Annotated in this window: 19 protein-coding genes; 10 read left to right on the top strand and 9 right to left on the bottom strand. The window is 74.5% G+C overall.

Annotated elements, in window-relative coordinates; all coding sequences use genetic code 11:
- The first annotated feature begins 81 nt into the window (after positions 1–81).
- Positions 82–447: a PH domain-containing protein gene (locus ACLFMI_RS04610; RefSeq protein WP_410946466.1), complete on the top strand. Its 366-nt coding sequence runs from the start codon at positions 82–84 to the stop codon at positions 445–447.
- A 16-nt stretch (positions 448–463) separates the two neighbouring features.
- Here the strand turns inward: ACLFMI_RS04610 and ACLFMI_RS04605 are convergent, their stop codons facing one another.
- Positions 464–691 (bottom strand): HepT-like ribonuclease domain-containing protein, encoded by a 228-nt coding sequence (locus ACLFMI_RS04605; protein WP_410946465.1) that lies wholly within the window; start codon positions 689–691, stop codon positions 464–466.
- A gap of 262 nt (positions 692–953) precedes the next feature.
- Here ACLFMI_RS04605 and ACLFMI_RS04600 point away from each other — a divergent pair, with 262 nt between their 5' ends.
- The 3 genes from ACLFMI_RS04600 to ACLFMI_RS04590 all read left to right on the top strand — a co-directional run bounded on the left by ACLFMI_RS04600 (position 954) and on the right by ACLFMI_RS04590 (position 6241).
- Complete coding sequence (locus tag ACLFMI_RS04600; RefSeq protein WP_410946464.1) at positions 954–2258, top strand: geranylgeranyl reductase family protein; 1305 nt, start codon at positions 954–956, stop codon at positions 2256–2258.
- Between the two features lie 237 nt (positions 2259–2495).
- On the top strand, positions 2496–4058 hold the full coding sequence (locus ACLFMI_RS04595) for a serine/threonine-protein kinase (protein ID WP_410946463.1): 1563 nt from the start codon (positions 2496–2498) through the stop codon (positions 4056–4058).
- A 131-nt stretch (positions 4059–4189) separates the two neighbouring features.
- Positions 4190–6241, top strand: coding sequence for a cytochrome c oxidase assembly protein (locus tag ACLFMI_RS04590; protein WP_410946462.1), 2052 nt, complete (start codon positions 4190–4192; stop codon positions 6239–6241).
- A 24-nt stretch (positions 6242–6265) separates the two neighbouring features.
- Here the strand turns inward: ACLFMI_RS04590 and ACLFMI_RS04585 are convergent, their stop codons facing one another.
- On the bottom strand, positions 6266–8602 hold the full coding sequence (locus tag ACLFMI_RS04585) for a heavy metal translocating P-type ATPase (protein WP_410946461.1): 2337 nt from the start codon (positions 8600–8602) through the stop codon (positions 6266–6268).
- 142 nt (positions 8603–8744) lie between these two features.
- On the opposite strand from ACLFMI_RS04585, the gene ACLFMI_RS04580 reads away from it, so the two are divergent.
- Positions 8745–9422: a DsbA family protein gene (locus ACLFMI_RS04580; protein ID WP_410946460.1), complete on the top strand. Its 678-nt coding sequence runs from the start codon at positions 8745–8747 to the stop codon at positions 9420–9422.
- A 14-nt stretch (positions 9423–9436) separates the two neighbouring features.
- Here ACLFMI_RS04580 and ACLFMI_RS04575 read toward each other — a convergent pair whose 3' ends face one another.
- The gene (locus ACLFMI_RS04575) at positions 9437–9703 is read right to left on the bottom strand and encodes an HPr family phosphocarrier protein (protein ID WP_410946459.1); all 267 of its coding nucleotides are present in this window, start codon (positions 9701–9703) and stop codon (positions 9437–9439) included.
- A complete protein-coding gene (locus tag ACLFMI_RS04570) occupies positions 9700–11025 on the bottom strand; it encodes a PTS transporter subunit EIIC (RefSeq protein ID WP_410946458.1) in 1326 nt (441 codons plus the stop codon). The genes ACLFMI_RS04575 and ACLFMI_RS04570 overlap by 4 nt, the downstream gene beginning before the upstream one ends.
- A 93-nt stretch (positions 11026–11118) precedes the next feature.
- Between ACLFMI_RS04570 and ACLFMI_RS04565 the strand changes: the two genes are divergently transcribed.
- From ACLFMI_RS04565 to ACLFMI_RS04555, 3 genes are all read left to right on the top strand, one after another.
- Positions 11119–11352, top strand: a complete 234-nt coding sequence (locus ACLFMI_RS04565; protein ID WP_410946457.1) for a glucose PTS transporter subunit EIIB — start codon at positions 11119–11121, stop codon at positions 11350–11352.
- Positions 11349–11798 (top strand): PTS sugar transporter subunit IIA, encoded by a 450-nt coding sequence (locus ACLFMI_RS04560; RefSeq protein WP_410946456.1) that lies wholly within the window; start codon positions 11349–11351, stop codon positions 11796–11798. The genes ACLFMI_RS04565 and ACLFMI_RS04560 overlap by 4 nt, the downstream gene beginning before the upstream one ends.
- Before the next feature lie 189 nt (positions 11799–11987).
- Positions 11988–12848, top strand: coding sequence for a helix-turn-helix domain-containing protein (locus ACLFMI_RS04555; protein ID WP_410946455.1), 861 nt, complete (start codon positions 11988–11990; stop codon positions 12846–12848).
- 3 nt (positions 12849–12851) lie between these two features.
- Here ACLFMI_RS04555 and ACLFMI_RS04550 read toward each other — a convergent pair whose 3' ends face one another.
- Positions 12852–13049 (bottom strand): DUF397 domain-containing protein, encoded by a 198-nt coding sequence (locus ACLFMI_RS04550; protein WP_410946454.1) that lies wholly within the window; start codon positions 13047–13049, stop codon positions 12852–12854.
- Between the two features lie 240 nt (positions 13050–13289).
- On the bottom strand, positions 13290–14222 hold the full coding sequence (locus tag ACLFMI_RS04545; RefSeq protein ID WP_410946453.1) for an EamA family transporter: 933 nt from the start codon (positions 14220–14222) through the stop codon (positions 13290–13292).
- Between the two features lie 70 nt (positions 14223–14292).
- Here ACLFMI_RS04545 and ACLFMI_RS04540 point away from each other — a divergent pair, with 70 nt between their 5' ends.
- On the top strand, positions 14293–14862 hold the full coding sequence (locus tag ACLFMI_RS04540; protein ID WP_410946452.1) for a CGNR zinc finger domain-containing protein: 570 nt from the start codon (positions 14293–14295) through the stop codon (positions 14860–14862).
- Between the two features lie 74 nt (positions 14863–14936).
- Here the strand turns inward: ACLFMI_RS04540 and pcaD are convergent, their stop codons facing one another.
- A complete protein-coding gene (gene pcaD, locus ACLFMI_RS04535; RefSeq protein ID WP_410946451.1) occupies positions 14937–15731 on the bottom strand; it encodes a 3-oxoadipate enol-lactonase in 795 nt (264 codons plus the stop codon).
- 91 nt (positions 15732–15822) lie between these two features.
- On the opposite strand from pcaD, the gene ACLFMI_RS04530 reads away from it, so the two are divergent.
- Complete coding sequence (locus ACLFMI_RS04530; protein ID WP_410946450.1) at positions 15823–17298, top strand: aldehyde dehydrogenase; 1476 nt, start codon at positions 15823–15825, stop codon at positions 17296–17298.
- A gap of 65 nt (positions 17299–17363) precedes the next feature.
- Here ACLFMI_RS04530 and ACLFMI_RS04525 read toward each other — a convergent pair whose 3' ends face one another.
- Together ACLFMI_RS04525 and ACLFMI_RS04520 are read right to left on the bottom strand one after the other, a co-directional pair.
- Positions 17364–17792 carry a Rieske (2Fe-2S) protein gene (locus ACLFMI_RS04525; protein WP_410946449.1) on the bottom strand — a complete coding sequence of 143 codons (429 nt, stop codon included), beginning with the start codon at positions 17790–17792 and terminating at the stop codon, positions 17364–17366.
- 34 nt (positions 17793–17826) lie between these two features.
- The gene (locus tag ACLFMI_RS04520) at positions 17827–18672 is read right to left on the bottom strand and encodes a DUF6529 family protein (RefSeq protein WP_410946448.1); all 846 of its coding nucleotides are present in this window, start codon (positions 18670–18672) and stop codon (positions 17827–17829) included.
- Between the last annotated feature and the right edge of the window lie 295 nt (positions 18673–18967).

Raw genomic sequence — 18967 nt, 5'->3', positions numbered from 1 at the left:
CGACCGTTGCACCGTGCCCGGTACTCGGTGCTCGGATCCCGGCGGGCGCGAGCCGGGCCGTCCTCGTAGAGGATGTTCGTCATGAGCGAACCGGTCTTCGACAAGCGCGACCAGCTGGACAAGATCGCGTCCGGGCTGCTGCAGGGCGAGCAGATCATCGCCGTCTACGACGCCATCGGCGCCGGCACCGGGTTCCTCGGCCTGACGAACCTGCGGGTGGTGCTGCAGGACAACTCGTTCGTCGGGAAGAGGACGGCGCTCACGTCGATCCCGTACTCCCGCGTCGGCGCGGTCTCGTTCGTCTCGGACCGCAACATGCTGGGACGGTTCGCGAGCTCCAGCCAGATCGCCGTCACCGTCGGGACGCAGACCTACGAGGTGAGCTTCCGCGGCGACGACAAGGCGAAGCACGCGCACGACGTGATCCTCTGGCACCTCGTGCGCTGAGCAGGCGCGGACGGGTTCAGGCGTCCCGCAGCGCGGCGAGGAACGCGCGCAGGTCGGCCGGCCCCTCGGACGCGATCGCGTGCACCCGACGCAGGTCGAGGTCGCCGTAGGCGTGCACGAGCAGGTTGCGGAAGGCCGCCGCGCGGGCGAGCCGCTCGGCCAGGTCCGGATCGACGACACCGTGCGGGATCGTCCGGCAGCCGGCGACCGACCCGGGCGAGGTGCCGCTGCACCGTCGCGGCACGTTCGGCCGGCAGCTCGGGGCGGACCGGGTTCATCGGTCGAGCCCCGCGAGCACGTCGTCCTGCGCACGGCGGATCACGGGGCCTGCGTCGCACCAGAACCGGACGGCGTCGACCCGCGCGACGTCATCCCGGTGCGGTGCGGCCATGGCGACACCGTAACGACCGGGACGCCCCGGCGCGGCGGACGTGCCCGCCGGCACCGGCCGTGACCGGTGGCACGCGGGGCGGCGGGGTACGGCACCCGGTTGCGACACTGGCGGCATGACCACCTCCGCCTCATCGCCGGCCACCCCTGACGCGGACGCCGCCGGTTCCGCGCCGGAGCGCACCGACGTGCTGGTCGTCGGCGCGGGACCGGCCGGGGCGGCAGCCGCGGCGTGGGCGGCCCGGCACGGCCTGGACGTGGTGCTGGCCGACTCCGCCGAGTTCCCCCGGGACAAGGCGTGCGGGGACGGGCTGACTCCGCGGGCGATCGCCGAGCTGAACCGGCTCGGGCTCGGCGAGTGGGTGGACGGGCACGGGACCAACCGTGGCCTGCGCGCGCACGGATTCGGGCAGGTGCTGGAGCTGCCGTGGCCGGGCGGGTCACTGCCCGCGCACGGCTCGGCGATCCCGCGGACCGAGCTGGACGCCCGGATCCGCGAGGTCGCGCTGGACTCCGGTGCGGTCGGGCTGGTCGGGGCCAAGGCCGTCGACGTGACGTGGTCCGGCGGCCGGGTCGACGCGGTGACCTTCGCCGACGGACGGTCCGTGCGGTGCCGGCGACTCGTCGTCGCCGACGGGGCGCGCTCCACGCTCGGCCGGGTGCTGGGCCGGGAGTGGCACCAGGAGACCGCCTACGGCGTCGCGGCCCGCGGTTACATCACCTCCGGGCGCAGCGCCGACCCGTGGATCAGCTCGCACCTGGAGCTGCGCGGCGAGTCCGACGAGGTGCTGGCCGGGTACGGCTGGCTGTTCCCGCTCAACGACGGGCGGGTCAACATCGGCGTCGGGACGCTGGCCACCGACAAGCGGCCGGCGAACCTCAAGCTGCGCGGGCTGATCGAGCACTACGCGAACGCCCGCCGGCGGGACTGGGCCCTCGACGGGAAGGTCGAGCTGGTCCGCTCGGCGCTGCTGCCGATGGGCGGGGCGGTGTCCGGCGTCGCCGGCCCGAACTGGGCGCTGATCGGCGACGCCGCGGGCTGCGTGAACCCGCTCAACGGCGAGGGCATCGACTACGGCCTGGAGACCGGACGGTTGGTCGCCGAGCTGCTGTCGTCCGAGTCCGACCTGGCGACGGCGTGGCCGGCCACCCTGCGCGGGCACTACGGCCTGGCGTTCTCGATCGCCCGCCGGCTGGCCGGGCTGATCACGGTCCCGCGGCTGCTGCCACTGGCCGGGCCGGTCGGCATGCGGTCCCGGGCACTGATGACGGTCGCGCTGCGGGTGATGGGCAACCTGGTCACCGACGCCGACCGGGACCTGACCGCGCGCGCCTGGCGGGCCGCCGGCAGGCTCTCGGTGCGGCTCGACGACCGGCCGCCGTTCCCGGCCGCCGACCTGCGCACACCCGCCCTGCGCTGATCACCGGAAGCCGGTGCGGGTCCACCTCCGGAGCCGATCGCCACCGCCTGATCACCGGTGGTGGAGCGCAGCGTCCGTCTCGCGAACGTCGCACTCCATGACCGGTGATCACCCGGATCGGGGTGCCGGGTCCGCGCGCCGACCGGTTCCCCGCCGGGTGCGGGCCGGTACCGTCACGTCGATTCCGGGCCGCCGGCCGGGCGGCCCGGCCTGCGACGCCGGACACCGGGAGGGCCAGTGCAGCGCGGTGACGATCCGGACCGCACCCGCCGGGGGACGCCTGGCGGGTGGCAGACCGGCAACCACCGGCGCGGTGGCGGACCGCCGGACGGCACCCGCCGGATGCCGCCACCGCAACAGCCCGGTCCGCAACCGCCCGGCCCGCCGCCGCAGAACCCGGACGCCACCCGGCGCGTCGGGCCCCCGCCGCCGGACGGGACCCGGCGGATGGGCCCCGGGAACGGCCCGACCCGGCGGGTCGGACCTCCGCCGCCCGCCGCGTACGGCGCCCGCGCGCCGCGCCCGGACGCGACCCGGATGATGCCGGCACCGGTCACCGAGCCCGAGCTGCTCGGCGGCCGGTACCGGCTCGAGGGCCTCCTCGGCCAGGGCGGGATGGCGGACGTGCACCGCGCCACCGACACCCGGCTGAACCGCCCGGTCGCGGTGAAGATCTTCGGCCCGGGCAACGACCCGACCGCCGACCAGCGCTTCGAGCAGGAGGCGCAGGTCATGGCGAACCTGCGCCACCCCGGGCTGGTGGCGGTGCACGACTTCGCCGTCGAGCCGGACCGCGCGTACCTGGTGATGGAGCTGGTCGACGGCCCGTCCCTGAAGGACGTCATCGCGGTCGAGGACCTGCCGCCCGACGACATCCGGCGGATCGGGAACGAGATCGCCCAGACCCTGTCCTACGTGCACGGCCAGGGCGTCACGCACCGGGACGTGAAGCCGTCGAACATCCTGATCGACGCCGAGGGCCGTGCCCGGCTCGCCGACTTCGGCATCGCCTCGCTGCTCGGGGCGGACGGGCACACCGCCGCCGGCGAGATCATCGGCACCCCCGCCTACCTGTCTCCCGAGCAGGTCCGCGGGACCGGATCGGGCCCGCCCACCGACGTCTACGCGCTGGGCCTGGTGCTGCTGGAGGCCTGGACCGGGCGTCAGGAGTACCAGGGCGAGGGACTGCAGGGCGCCGCGGAGCGGGTGCACCGCGCGCCGGTGGTCCCGGCCGACGTCCCCGAACCGCTGCGCTCGACGATCTCCGAGGCGACGGCGACCGACCCCTCCCGCCGGCCGGACGCCCGCCGGGTCGCCGAGATGCTGGGCCGACAGGCGCCCGCACCGGCCCCGGTCGCCGCGGAACCGGAACCGGAGCCCGAGCGCGGCGGCCAGGGCTCGTCGGGCACCGGCAAGTGGATCGCGGTCGGGGCGTTCGTCGTCGCGCTGCTGGTACTGCTGATCGGTTACCTGCTGCTCGGCAACGACGACTCGTCGACCCAGGCGCCGCCGGGCACCGAGTCCTCGTCGTCGGCCCCGGCGACGTCGGAGTCGTCCGAGTCGCCGACGTCGGAGCAGACGACCAGCTCCGAGGCCCCGACCAGCGAGAGCGGCGGCTTCCAGATCCCGACCGGGATCCCCGGGCTGCCCTCGGACATCCCGACCGAGCTCCCGTCGAACCTGCCGACCGAGCTGCCCTCGCTGCCGTCCAACCTGCCCGACCCGGGCCAGATCGGGCAGGACGCGCAGGGCTTCTGGAACACGGTCAGCCGCTGGTGGGAGAACCTCACCGGCAGCTGACCGGCCGTCCCGGACGTGGCGCCCGCTACCCGGGGCGGCGCGCACCGGCCCGGATCGGGGACCATCGTGGGGAGAGCACGGGACCGCCGTCCACCGGCGGCCCGCCCGGCACTACCTGCGGAGGAACCTCGGTGAGCGCGAGCACGGAGCCGGCCGTACCGGCTGCCGCGGCCGGTAGGTCCCCGGCCGGTCCGGACGGCGGCGCGCCGGCCGGAGGGCGGGGCCGCGACCGGCGCCCGCTGACGACCGCGCTGACCCTGCTCGCGGTGCTCGCCTGGGCCGGCGTCGCGGTCGCGGCGACGGCGGGCGACACCGGGTTCTGGCAGCAGAGCGGGCTGCCGGCGCCGTCCGCCGGCCTGATCGCGACGGCGGTCGCGGTGAAGACGGTCGCGGTGGCCGGCACCGCGCTGGCCGCGGGGTCGCTGCTGTTCGCCGGGTTCGTGGCCGCGCCCCAGACCTCCGGCACCGTCGGGGTGCACGGTTACCGGGCGTTGCGTCGCGGGACGCTCGCCGCGACCGTCGCCGGTGTGGCCGGGATCCTCGCCGGCTGGTTGTCGGTCGCGGACATGACCGGTACCGATCCCGGTGACCTGGTCTCGGCCGGACCGTTCGGCTGGCTGGGCGCCGCCGCGACGCTGGAGGAGCCGCTCGGCTGGGTGCTGGCCGGGGTGCTGCTCCTGCTGGTCGCGGCCGGTGCGGCGTTCTTCCTCAGCTGGCGGGCCGCGGCCGCGCTGGGCCTGCTCGCGGCGGCCGCCGCGGCGCTCCCGGCCGCGGTGCATCCGGCCGCGACCGGCGCCGGGCACGACTGGGGCGGTGATGCGAACGCGCTCCGCGCCGTCGCCGGGGTGGTGTGGCTCGGGACCGCGGCCGCGCTCGCCGCCCACCGGGCGCACGGCGGGCCGGTGGCCGGGACGGTCGGGCGGCGCGGGCTGCGGCTGCTGCTCGGCGCCGGGGCGCTGTACCTGTTCGGGGACCTGCTGTTCCAGCTGGTGGTGACGGCCGGGCCGGCCGCCGGATCGCCCTACGTGCGCACGGCGACGACCGCGGCCGTGCTGCTGGCCGTGCTCACCGCGGGGACCGCCCTGCTCGCGCGGACCCTGCGCGACGACCCCGACGGCGCCCGCGGCGGGTGGCTCGCCGCCGTCCTGACGCTGATCGGCGGCGTGGTCGGGGCGCTCGGCGTCGCGTCGTTCCGGCTGGTCCCGCCACGGTTCCTGGCCGCCGACGACTCCGCGCAGGAGACCCTGATCGGCTGGGACGTGGAACGCCCGTTCTCCGCCATCACGATGCTCACCGAGTGGCGATGGAACCTGCTGTTCGGCACCGGCGCGCTGGTGCTCGCCGGGCTGTACCTGCTCGGCGTGCGGCGGCTCGCCGCCCGCGGCGTGTCCTGGCCGGTCGGGCGGACGATCGCCTGGCTCCTGGCCTGCGCGGCGCTGCTGCTGGCGACGTCGTCCGGCCTGGGCTTCTACTCCCCCTCGATGTTCAGCGTTCACATGATCAGTCACATGACACTGAACATGCTCACGCCGATCCTGTTCGCGCTGGGCGGCGTCGTGACGCTGGCGCTGCGGGTGCTGCGCCCCGCCGGTCGCGGCAACCCGCCCGGCCCGCGGGAGTGGCTGCTGGCCGCGGTGCACTCGCCGGTGGCGAAGGCGCTGACCCACCCCGCCGTGGCCGCGGTGCTGTTCGTCGGCTCGTTCTACGTCCTGTACTTCACCCCGCTGTTCGACGGTGCCCTGCGGTTCCACTGGTCGCACCAGCTGATGAACCTGCACTTCGTGCTGGTCGGGTACCTGTTCTTCTGGCCGCTGATCGGGGTGGACACGGCCCCGCACAAGCTGCCGCACCTGGGCCGGCTCGCGGTGCTGATGGCGACGATGCCGTTCCACGCGTTCTTCGGGATCGCGGTGATGAGCTCGTCGACCGTGCTCGGGGAGAACTTCTACCGCCAGGTCGGCCTGCCCTGGGTGGACCTGCTCGACGACCAGAAGGTCGGTGGCGGGATCGCCTGGGCCACCGGTGAGCTGCCGATGCTGCTGGTGGTGATCGTGCTGGTCGTGCAGTGGTCCCGGGACGACTCCCGGGAGGCCGCCCGCACGGACCGGAAGGCCGAGCGGGACGACGACGCCGACCTGCGCGCCTACAACGAGATGCTGGCCAAGCTCCGCCAGGGCGGCTGAGCACGGACACGGTCCGCGGCTCCGTCAGGCGGCCGCGTGCTCGTCCTCGGACGGGGTCGCGCGGACCGGGCCGAGGGTCGCGTCGGCCCAGCTCGCGGCCTTGCGCAGGCGCAGGCTGTTGGTCACCACCAGGAACGACGAGAGCGCCATCGCGGCGCCGGCCAGCAGCGGGTTGAGCAGCCCGGCCATCGCGACCGGGATCGCCGCGACGTTGTAACCGAACGCCCACCACAGGTTGCCGCGGATGGTGCTCATCGTCGCCCGGGCCAGCTCGACGGTCGCCGGGAGCACCCGCAGGTCGTCCCGGACCAGGACGACGTCGGCGGCCTCCAGCGCGACATCGGTCCCCGACCCGACCGCGACGCCGAGGTCCGCGGTGGCGAGCGCGGCGGCGTCGTTCACGCCGTCCCCGACCATCGCCACCGTGCGCCCCTGCTCCTGCAGCGCCCGGACGTGGTCGACCTTGCCGTCCGGCAGCGTCCCGGCGACGACCTCGGTGATCCCGCAGGTCGCGGCGACGGCGTGCGCGGCCGCCGGGCGGTCGCCGGTCAGCAGCACCGGTCGCAGGCCCGCGGCGACCAGCTCGGCGACCGCGACCGGCGCGGACTCCTTCACCGGGTCGGTCAGCGCGATCGCGGCGGCGAGATCGTCACCGGTGTGCACCACGACGACCGTGTGCCCGCCGGCCTCCCACGCCGCGATCCGCTCGCCCAGCTCCCCCGGGTCGTCCGGCGGCCGGCCGACGGTGACGGTCGTCCCGCCCACCACCCCGCGGGCGCCCAGCCCGGGCAGCGCGACGAAGTCGTCCACCTCCGGCACCGCGAGCCCGGCGGCGGAGGCGTGCGCGCGGACCGCGGCGGCGATCGCGTGCTCGGACCCGGCCTCGACGGCGGCCGCACGGGCCAGCAGCAGGTCCCGGTCGGTCCCGGCGGTGACCGCGACGTCGGCGACGGTCATCGTCCCGGTCGTCAGCGTCCCGGTCTTGTCCAGCACCACGGTGTCCACGGCGCGGGTGGTCTCCAGCGCCCGGTAGCCCTTCACGAAGATGCCCAGCTCGGCGCCGCGACCGGTGGCCACCATCAGCGCGGTCGGCGTCGCCAGGCCCAGCGCGCACGGGCAGGCGATGATCACGACGGCGATCGCGGGCGCGATCGCCCCTGTCCAGCCGGCGCCGGCGAGCAGCCAGCCGAGCAGGGTCAGCAGCGCGCAGCCCAGCACGATCGGCACGAACACCGCCGACACCCGGTCCGCCAAACGCTGGGTCGCGGACTTGCCGGTCTGCGCCCGCTCGACGGCGGCGATCATCCGGGCCAGCCGGGTGTCCGCGCCGACCTGCTCCGCGACCACCACCAGGCGTCCGCCGGAGGCGATCGTGCCGCCGGTGACCCGGTCGTCCGGGCCGACCTCGACCGGCACCGGCTCGCCGGTCATCGCGCTGGTGTCCACTGCCGCGCGCCCGGTCTCGACGACGCCGTCGGCCGCGATCCGCTCGCCCGGCCGGACCAGGAACCGGTCACCGACCCGCAGGCGTCCGACCGGGACGGTCCTCTCCGTGTCCCTTCCCGTGTCACTTCCCGTGTCGCTTCCCGTGTCGCCGACGAGAACGGTGACCTCGTCGGTCTCCAGCGCCGCCAGCGAGCGCATCACCCGACCCGCGGTGCGCCGGGCGCGGGCCTCGAAGTACCGCCCGGCCAGCACGAACGTCGTCACACCGGCCGCGACCTCCAGGTACAGCGGGCCGGTCGGGTGCAGCACCGCGTCCCACCCGGTCAGCGCACGGGCGTCGTCGACGAATGCCAGCCCGCCCAACGACCACGCGGACGCCGCGATCACCCCGAGCGAGACCAGCGTGTCCATCGAGGTGGTGCCGTGCCGCAGGTTCACGAACGCCGTGCGGTGGAACGGCCAGGCCGCCCACACCACCACCGGCAGGGCCAGCGCGACGACCACCCACTGCCAGAACGGGAAGCGCAGCGAGGGCACCAGCGACATCGCCAGCGACAGGTCGGCGAGCGGGATGAACAGGATCAGCGCGACCGCCATCCGCGTCCGCAGCCGGCGCAGCGCGGTGTCGTCCTCGGTCGCCCGGTCGCCGGTGTCGGCGGCGTCGGGCCGGACTTCCCCGGCGTCGTAGCCGGCCTTCTGCACCGTCTCGACCAGCGTGGACACCTCGGTGCCCGCCGGGTACTCGACGAGTGCCCGCTCGGTAGCCAGGTTGACCGCGGCCCGGACCCCGTCCAGCTTGCCGAGCTTGCGCTCCACCCGGCCGACGCAGGCGGCGCAGGTCATGCCCTCGACCCGCAGTTCGACGGTGCGGACGTCCGCATCCGCTGCGGCGGCCCGCTCGGTACCGGTACTCACACCGACAATGGTTCTACACGTCGTCGGAGATTTCGAACCCGGTCTCCGTGACTTGCGGAACCGGCCGGCGGCGGGCCGCTCGCGGAGCCACCTTCGTTGCGGCGTACAACAGGGATGGAAGGATCGACAGGAAGGACGGCCGATGGGCACCGGCAGGAAGAACCCGCTCACCGCCCGGCAGGGCCCGTCCCAGGCGACGGTGATCGGCGTCGTCGTCGTGGCGGTGTTCGCGGTACTGGTCGGCGCCGGCGTGTACGCGAAGACCCGGCCCGCCGACGTCGTCATTCCGCCGAACGCCTCGGCCGAGGGCGTAGCGGTGGGATCCGCGGACGCCGAGGCCACCATCGACGTCTACCTGGACTTCCAGTGCCCGGCCTGCCGCCAGTTCGAGCAGCTCTCCGGGCAGACCGTCGACCAGCTGCGCGACTCCGGGCAGGCGCGGGTGGTCTACCACCCGGTCGCGATCCTGGACCGGACCTCGCCGGACCGGTACTCGACCCGGGCCTCGGCCGCCTCCGGCTGTGCCGCCGCCGACGGGATGTTCCCGCAGTTCGCGAAGCTGCTCTACGACAACCAGCCGGCCGAGGGGTCGCCCGGGCTGACGAACGACCGGCTGGCCGAGCTCGGTCAGCAGGCAGGGGGCGGGCCGGACTTCGCGTCGTGCGTCGCCGACCAGCGCTACGCCGGCTGGGCCGGGGAGCTGACCAGCCAGGCGTCGAAGGACGGGCTGTCCGGGACGCCGACGGTGAAGGTGAACGGGCAGCAGATCGACCAGCCCACCCCGGACGCCCTCACCGGCGCCGTCCGCGCCGCCGGCTGACGCCCGGCCGGCCGCTACTCGGCCGATTCGAGCAACGACGCCAGCCGGTCCAGGGCGGCCTCGGCGCCGTCGCCCTCGGCGCGCAGCACGACCCGCTGCCCCGATTCGACGCCGAGGGTCAGCACGGACAGCACGCTGGCCGCGTCGACCGGGTCGCCACCGTCGAGGGCGATGGTCACCGGCATCCCGGTCGCCTTGGCCGCGCGGGCGAAGACGGCGGCCGGGCGGGCGTGCAGCCCCACCTCGGACGCGACGACCGCGGTGCGCTCCGCGGCGCTCACGACCGGTCCTCCCGCCCCGCCGAGCCCGACCCGGGTCCCGGTCCACCCCCGGGCTCCGGGCCGCCGGTACCGGCCCCACCGGCGTCGGTGGCGCCCGGGTCGACCGCCGTCCCCCCGGCCGGCACGGCGTCGCCGGCCTCCGGTTCCTCCCGGCCCGGCGTGCGCAGGTTCCAGCGCCGGATCACGAACCGGAACAGCAGGTAGTAGACGACGGCGTAGCCCAGCCCGATCGGGATCAACCACAGCGGCCGCGTCGCCTGGCCGAAGTTGATCAAGTAGTCGATGGCACCCGCGCTGAAGCTGAAGCCGTCCCGGATCCCCAGAGCGTTGACCAGCATGTGCGAGGTCCCGGTGAGGACCGCGTGGATCACGTACAGCGGCCACGCGACGAACAGGAACGCGAACTCCAGCGGCTCGGTGATCCCGGTGACGAACGCGGTCAGCGCCACCGACAGCATGATCCCGCCGGTGACCTTGCGCTGCGTCGGGTGCGCCTCGTGCCAGATCGCCAGCGCCGCGGCGGGCAGCGCGAACATCATGATCGGGAAGAACCCGGTCATGAAGATCCCGGCCTCCGGGTCGCCGGCGAAGAACCGGTCGAGGTCGCCGCGGGCGCCGTCGAAGTCGCCGATCACGAACCAGACGACCGAGTTCAGGATGTGGTGCAGGCCGAGCGGGATCAGCATCCGGTTGGCGAAGCCGTAGATCCCGCCGCCGATCACGGCGTTCGCGGTGATCGCCTGGCCGAGACCGGTGAGCCCGGCGTCGAACAGCGGGTAGATGACGCCGAGCACCGCGGCGAGCACCATCACGACGACCGCGGTGAGGATCGGCACGAACCGCCGTCCACCGAAGAACGCCAGGTAGGTCGGGAGCTTGATCCGGTGGTAACGCTGCCACAGCACGGCGGCGATCAGGCCGACCAGGATTCCGCCGAGCACCCCGTAGTCGATCAGTTCCTGGGCGCCGTCGGAGTCGACCCGCCCGGGCAGCACCAGTGGGCTCATCGCCTCGAACACGCCCTGCAGCACCAGGTACCCGACGACCGCGGCCAGCGCGGTCGAGCCGTCCGCCCGCTTCGCCCAGCCGATCGCGATGCCGACCGCGAAGATCAGCCCGAGGTTGTCGAACAGGGCTCCCCCGGCCGCGCCGATCACCGTCGCGACCCCGGAGAGCGCCTCGAACCGGCCCAGCAGGTCGTCCTGTCCGAGACGGTTGAGCAGACCCGCCGCCGGTAGCGCAGCGATGGGGAGCATCAGGCTGCGGCCGAGGCGTTGCAGCCCGGCGAGTCCTCGCCGGGGCTCGGCGGTCGAGGCGGTCATGGCTAACCTCACGTTCGGTGCGGCGCTGGGGCATTGAAACCTTTCGCAGTGCACCGAACGGTGTCAACGAATCAGCCGTACGGAGGAGTAACGATGGCGGACGACAAGGCCGCGGCGATCCTCGCCGGGCTCGGCGGGGCGGCGAACGTCGCCGACATCGAGGGCTGCATCACCCGGTTGCGGACCGAGGTCCGCGATCCGGCGCGGGTCGACGAGGCCGCACTGAAGAAGCTGGCGCACGGCGTGGTGCTGTCCGGGACGGTGGTGCAGGTCGTCGTCGGTCCGGAGGCGGACATGCTCGCCGACGACATCGGGGACCTGCTGTGACCGTGCGCGTCACCGCCCCGCTGGCCGGGCGGGTGCTGCCGCTGACCGAGGTGCCGGACGCGGTGTTCGCCGAGCAGATGCTCGGCGCCGGGCTCGCGATCGAGCCGGGCGCGGGCGTCGTCGACGTCGTTGCGCCGGTCGCGGGGAGGCTGGCGAAACTGCACCCGCACGCGTTCGTGGTGGTCACGGCCGACGGCGCGGGGGTGCTCGTGCACCTGGGCATCGACACCGTCGGGCTCGACGACGTGTTCACCGTGCGGGTGTCCGAGGGCGACGAGGTCGCCGCCGGTGACCCGGTCGCCGCGATGGACTCCGACCGGGTCCGCTCCCGCGGGCTGTCGCCGATCACGCCGGTCGTGCTGATGGAGGCCGAACCGGGCAGCACGGTGCGGGGGGCGGACGGCGCCGTCGCGCCGGGCGACCCGCTGTTCTCCTGGACCGGCTGACCGCTCGCGCGGCGGCCAGTCGGCCCTGCTCACTCGGCGAGCAGCCGGCCTGCTCGCGCAGCGGGCAGTCGGCACGGAGTCGGCCGGCCCGCCGCGGGCGTCGCGGAGGAATGCGATGTCGTTGTGCAATTGCACGGGGACCGGCGTGAGTAGGCTCGCCACGGGACGGCACGCGAGGAGGTCGGTGGCATGACCGTGGCGCACGGCCCCGTCGTCATCCGCAGGCGGCTCGGCCACGTGCTCAAGCAGCTCCGCGTCGGCCGCGATCTCCAGCTGTCGCAGGTGGCGAGGCAGCTGGAGGTGTCGCCGTCCAAGCTGTCCCGGATCGAGACCGGACAGGTCGAGCCGAAGCTGCGCGACGTCCGCGACCTGCTCGAGACCTACCGCGCCACCGACGACGTCCGCCGGCAGGTCATGGACTGGGCCGGCGAGGCGAAGTCGCCGGGCTGGTGGCAGCCCTTCACCTCCGCCATCACCGTGTCCGACCTGGACATGCTGATCTCGCTGGAGACCGAGGCCAGGGCCAAGTACGGGTTCAGCCTGCCGGTACCCGGGCTGCTGCAGACCGAGGCCTACGCCCTGACCACGCTGGCCGGCGCACTCCCGGACCAGCCGGCGCCGGAGCGGCGTCGTTTCGTCGACATCCGGCTCGGACGGCAGGAGGTCATCGCCGTCGACCGGGAGGACGTGCCGCCGCTCGAGCTGCACGCGGTGCTCGACGAGGTGGCGCTGCACCGCTGCGAGGACCGGGACGTCCTCGACGAGCAGCTGCACGAGCTCGTGCGCCGCTCGGAGCAGCCGAACATCACGCTCCAGGTGCTGCCCCTGGCCCGGGGGTGGACGCCGGCGAGCAGCACGTTCTCGATCTTCGAGCCACGCGACCCGGTGACCGACTGGCCGGTGGTCAACGTCGAGAGCACGGGGGACGACACCTACGTCGACGCCACCGACGACGTGGCCCTCTACCAGGCGATCTGGCGCGCGGTGACCGACCGCGCCCTGGACCCGGAGCGCTCGCGCGAGCTCATCTCCTCGCTCGCGCGGCGGTGACCCTCAGCCGCGCAGCCGGGCGTCGTCGAACTCCCCGGCGCGCACACCGGCGAGGAACGCCGACCACTCGTCGGCGGTGAACGACAGCGTCCCCGAGCCCTTGGTGTCCTTCAGGACCACGCCGCCACCGGCGTCGGCCGCGACGGCGACACAGTCCCCGTCCAGGCAGTAGGAGCTGGTGACGTACCGGGCCTCGGACACGTGTGCCTCTTTCGTCCCGGTCGGGGCCGGGTGCGCGGGGAGCGGCGGCGCCGGGGAGCGCCGATGCCCGTGCAACGAACACCGAGCCCGGCAGCAACGCCCGGCCACATCCACCGACGGGTGATCCCAGAGTCGCCGATCACGATCGCCGCGCTACTCGCCGGTTCACACGGGTTCTCGTCGTTCGCACGGGATCCGATCCCGTGTGAACGCGGCGAACCCGTGCGAACGCGGTCGGCCTCAGGCTCCGGCGGCGAGCTCGGCGGGGACGACGGGGGCCCGGGTCTCGGCGCGGCGGATCAGCACGATGCCGGCCAGGATCAGCAGGCCACCGAAGAGCTGGGTCGGGCTCGGTGTCTGGGCGACCAGCAGCCAGGCCCCGATCACCCCGAACATGACCTCGGACAACCCCACGAACGACGCCACCCGGGTGTCCAGCAGCCGGATGCCGATGATCCCGGTCACGTAGGGCAGCGCCGTCGCGAGCACGACCATCATCGCCAGCAGGACCGGCCAGCCCACCTCGACGCCGGCCAGCGTCCCGGTCGGTGCACCCACCTCCCACGGGGTGATCCCGGTCAGGCCGGTCACGGTCAGCGCCACCGCCCCGACCATCATCGCGCCGGAGATCATCAGCATCGGTGGGACACCACCCTCGTCGTCACCGCCGCCGGGGAGCAGGAAGTACACGCAGACGCACACCGCCGAGGCCACACCCCACAGGATCCCGACGACGTCCACCCGCTGCGGGCCGAACGGGTCGACGACGAACACCAGCCCGGCCAGCGACACCAGGCAGCCGACGAGGGTGATCGCGGCCGGGGTGCGGCGGGTGCGCAACCAGGTCCAGCCGACCAGCAGGACCGGGGCCAGGAACTCGAGCAGCAGCGCCACCCCGACCGAGAGGTGCTGCAGGGCCTGGAAGAAGCACAGCTGGACGCCCGCGACCGCGGCCAGGCCGTAGAGCAGGACCTTGCGCGCGCCCCCGCCGCTCAGCGGATGCCGGCGCAGCAGCACCAGCGTGACCGGGAGCAGCAGGATCGCGGTGCCCGCGATGCGCAGCAGCGTCGTCAGTCCCGGGGACCAGCCCGCCTCCAGGAACGCCGAACCCAGTGGACCGGAGAATCCGTACGCGGCGGCCGAGACGAGCGCCCATACGAGCCCGCGAGCCATGGGCCTCCGAGTCACGACCGAAGTAGTCATAGACTCCTGACACTAGGAACAGACGATGTCAGGGGTCAACATGGAATTCGCCCATGACACACAGATCGTGCTCGCCGCGGCCGCGTCCCTGGTGAACACCGCGTCGACCGAGACCGACGTCCTGGACGGCCAGGAGGCGTTCGATGCCTGGCTGGACGGGCAGCCCTACACCGGCGACCGCGCGCACACCGAGGCCGAGCGGCGGTCGGTGCGGGACCTGCGGGAGCGACTGGCCGCGCTCTGGCCCGCGCCGGACCGGGACGGCGAGCCGGACCGGGATCGGACCGTCGAGCTGGTGAACGACCTGCTCGACGAGACCGACGCGCGTCCGCACCTGGCCCGGCACGACGGCTGGGACTGGCACCTGCACGTGACGCCGCGGCGCGCGCCGCTGGCGCACCGGATCGGCGCCGAGGTGGCGATGGCGGTCGCCGACCTGGTCCGCGGCGACGACCTGTCCCGGCTCCGGCGCTGCGCGGGCGACGACTGCGACGCCGTGCTGGTCGACCTGTCCCGCAACCGTTCCAAGCGGTTCTGCGACACCGGCAACTGCGCGAACCGCGCGCACGTCGCCGCCTACCGGGCCCGCCGCGCCCGCGCCACCGGCTGACGCCCCAGCCGGCACGCCCTCCACCCTCACGCACCGTGGCTGCACAACGCGGTTTCCGGTGGACGTCTTGCGCGTCAGGGCCCCATGACCCGGGGTCGGGGCTGGGCGTGCAGGTGGTCGGCGAGGAGGGTGTTGACCTCGTCGGGGCGCTCGACGTTGAGCAGGTGCGCGGCGTCGGCGACCTCGGCGTAGCGGGCGCCGGGGATGCCCTCGGCGATCTCGCGCAGGCTCGACGGCGGCGTGGCCGGGTCGTCGGCGCCGGCCACCGCCAGCGTGGGCACCGACACCGAGCCCAGGTCGGCGCGGACGTCGAAGGCGCCGATCGCGGCGCAGCAGGCGGCGTAGCTCTCCGGCCGCGTGGCGCGCAGCATGTCCAGCAGCCGCTTCTCCCCCGCCGGGTCGCGCCGCGCCCAGTCCTCGACGTACCAGGTGCCCGGGCGGCTGGCGACCATCGTCCCGGTCCCCTCGGCGCGCACGGTGGCGGCGCGCTGCGGCCAGGCGTCCGGGTTGGGGAACCGGGCCGCCGTCGCGAGCACCGCGATGCTGCGCACCCGGTCGCCGGCGTGCACGGCGAGCCACTGCCCGATGGCGCCGCCGATCGAGACGCCGACGTAGTGGAACCGCTCGACGCCCTCGGCAGCCGCGGCCGCCAGCGCGCCCTCGGCCAGGTCGGCGATCGCCAGGTCGCCGTCCACGTCCGGCGACGACCCGTGCCCGGGCAGGTCGAACCGGACGCAGCGGTACCGGTCGGACAGGGCGGCGACCTGGGCGTCGAACAGGTGCAGGTCGGTGCCCAGCGACGGGCCGAACAGGACGACCGGGGCATCCGCCGGGCCGTCGGAGGTGTGGTGCAGCTGTAGCGGTGCCATGCCCGCCATCCTGCCCGCTCGCCCGGTGCGCGGCGGAACCCGAGTTCGTAGGGTCACTCCTGGAGGCAGCGCAGCACCGAGGAGGACCGTGATGGCCGAGCTCGAGATGTTCCGGATGACGATCGGCGGGAAGCCCGCCGACGCGGCGTCCGGCGCGACGTTCGAGACCCAGAACCCCTACACCGGACGGGCCTGGGCGTCGGTTCCGGACTCCCGCCCGGCCGATGTGGACACCGCCGTCGCTGCTGCTCGGTCCGCTCTGGATGGTGAGTGGGGCTCGACGACGGCGTTCGCCAGGGCCGGCTGCCTGCGCCGGCTCGGTGACCTGGTCACCGAGAACGCCGAGGCGCTGGCCCGGACCGAGGTCAACGACTCCGGCAAGCTCTACCGGGAGATGATCGGCCAGCTGAACGGCCTGGGCGGCTGGTACCACTACTTCGCCGGCGTCGCGACGACCGTCGAGGGCCGCCAGATCCCCTCGCCGAACCCGGACTACCTGGTCTACACCCGCAAGGAGCCGGTCGGGGTGGTCGCGGCGATCACCCCGTGGAACTCGCCGCTGCTGCTGATGACCTGGAAGCTCGCACCGGCGCTGGCCGCCGGCTGCACCATCGTGGTCAAGCCGTCCGAGCACTCGCCCGCCTCCACGCTGCGGTTCGCCGAGCTGATCGAGCAGGCCGGCATCCCGGCGGGCGTGGTGAACGTGGTGTCCACGAACGACCGGGACACCGCGGCGCACCTGGCCGCGCACCCGGGTGTCGACAAGGTGGCCTTCACCGGGTCCACCGCGACCGGGCGGGCGATCGCGAAGGCCGCCGCGGAGAACATCAACAAGGTCACCCTGGAACTGGGCGGCAAGTCCCCGCAGGTGGTGTTCCCGGACGCCGATCTGGAGGCCGCCGCGAACGGCGTCATCGCGGGGGTGTTCGCCGCGACCGGGCAGACCTGCATGGCCGGTTCCCGGCTGATCGTGCACGCCGACGTGCACGACGAGCTGGTCCGGCTGATCGGTGAGCGCGCCCGGCGGATCAAGCTGGGCGACCCGAACGCCGAGGACACCGAGATGGGGCCGGTCGCGAACGGCCCGCAGTACGAGAAGGTGCTCGGCTACCTCGACGCCGCCATGGCGGACGGCAACACCCTGGCCTACGGCGGCGCGGCCGAGGACTCGCTCGGCGGCTACTTCGTGCAACCGACGGTGATCACCGGCGTCACACCCGAGTCCACCGTGTACCGGGAGGAGGTTTTCGGCCCGGTGCTGGCCGCGCTCACCTTCACCGACGAGGACGAGGCGGTGAAGCTGGCCAACGACACCCCGTACGGCCTGGCCGGTGCGGTGTGGACGAAGGACGTGCACCGTGCGCACCGGGTCGCCGGGCGGATCCGGGCCGGCTCGGTGTGGATCAACGCGTACCGGGTGGTGGCACCGAACGTGCCGTTCGGCGGGTTCGGGCACTCCGGGCTCGGCCGGGAGAACGGGCTGCACGCCGTCGACGAGTACCTGGAGGAGAAGGCCGTCTGGGTGGAACTCTCCGGCGGCACCCGCGACCCGTTCACCCTCGGCTGACCGGGCGGTCGCCGATCCGGCAGCCACGGAGCCGATCTTCCGTGCCGGACCCCCCGGGACGTCGCTCAGGCCGGGACGACCCGGTCCCCGGCCACGCTGACCTGCCGGGGTTCCAGGCCGGAAGTGGCCGGCCCCTCCAGCGGGGCGCCGTCGGCGAGCGCGAACACGCTGCCGTGGCACGGGCAGGTGATCCCGGCGTCGGTGACCTGGTCGACCAGGCAGCCCTGGTGCGGGCAGACGGCGCCGAACGCGGCGAACGTCCCGGCTTCCGGCTGGGTGACGACGACGCCCTGCTCGGCGAGCACCCGGCCGCCGCCGACCGGGACGTCGGACGCGGCAACGCCCTGCGTGGCGGGCGGGCCGGGCCCGTTACCCCCGGGAGCGGGCGCCGGGGCGGCGTCGCGGGGCGTGCCGTAGGTGGCGCAGCCGGTGCAGCCGGCCACGCAGAGCGCGCCGGTCGCGGTGAGCAGCCCGCGGCGGGTGATCGGGGACATCGTTCCTCCGGGTCGCAGGAGTGGTCGGGCTCGGTCAGAAGGACAGGCCGTGGCCGGTGAAGAACCACAGCGCCGAGGTCAGCCAGACGCCGGCGAGCACCGCCAGCAGCAGCCCGCCACAGGTGGCGAGCATCCAGCCGGGCACGCCGGGCCGGCGCAGCAGCAGCATCTTGGTCACGAACGCGCCGTAGAACACGCAGCCGAGCAACGAGTGCAGCAGCGCCGACGTCGTCGCGCCGGACCAGCCGAACGCGTACAGGCATTGGACGGCCACGGGCACTGTGACCAGCACCGCGGCCCGGCCGGTCCAGCGGTGCACGGTGCCGAGCAGCGGGTCGCCGCGGTGCAGCATCCGCCCGGTGACGCCCTGCACGACGGCCAGCAGCAGGGCGAGCGAGCCGAGCCACGCCTTCGCCGCGCCACCGCTGGAGAACCCGGCCAGGTTCACCGCGACGCCAGTGCCCTCGTGCTGGCGGGCCCACACGCCGAGCGCCACCGCGACCAGCGCGCCGACCGCGGCCGGGACCGCGATCAGCCGGATCGGCGGTCCGGTCGCGGTGGCCCCGTCGCCGGGGCCGGGTTCCGGCGGTGCGGACCGGTGCCCGGGCCGGGAGACGGCGGCACGGCCGCCGTACGGACGCCGGACCCGGTGCGCGGACGGGGCAGCCGGTGCCGGGTCGTCGTCCGGAGCACCGGGGGTCTCGGCCCACCCGGCGCGCTCCCCGGGTACGCCGGCGATCGAGCCGCCGGATCCGGGCCCGTCGTCGGGCGGGTCGTCGTACCGCGGGTCGTCGTACCGCGGATCCTCCAACCGGGGGTCGTGCCGCGGCTCGTGGTGACGGGTGCCGCTCGGCCCGGTGCCGTCGACGGGGTTCGGCACGGGGCCGCGGTAGCCGTAGAGCTGCTCACCGTAGGGGTCGTCGGGCGGGCCGGACGGGGCCGGCTCCTCCCACGGCCTGCGGGCCGATGGGATCGCGGGGCCGTCGTCCCCACGTCGGGGCTGCGGGTTCCGGGGCAGGGGGTTCCGGGGCAGCGGGTTCCGGGGCAGCGGGTTCCGGGGCGGACCATCGCGCGGCGGACGCTCCGGGCGCGGACGCTCGGGTGGGCCGGTGGCCCGGCCCGGTCCGGCCCACCGCCGGGCCGCCTGCGTGCCGCCCGGCCCGGACCCGCCCGGA

It is taken from the genome of Pseudonocardia nantongensis (assembly GCF_046546495.1).
Classification (GTDB): domain Bacteria; phylum Actinomycetota; class Actinomycetes; order Mycobacteriales; family Pseudonocardiaceae; genus Pseudonocardia; species Pseudonocardia nantongensis.
The sequence above is the reverse complement of the archived record's forward strand: the minus strand, read 5'-3'. Positions and strand labels throughout refer to the sequence as shown.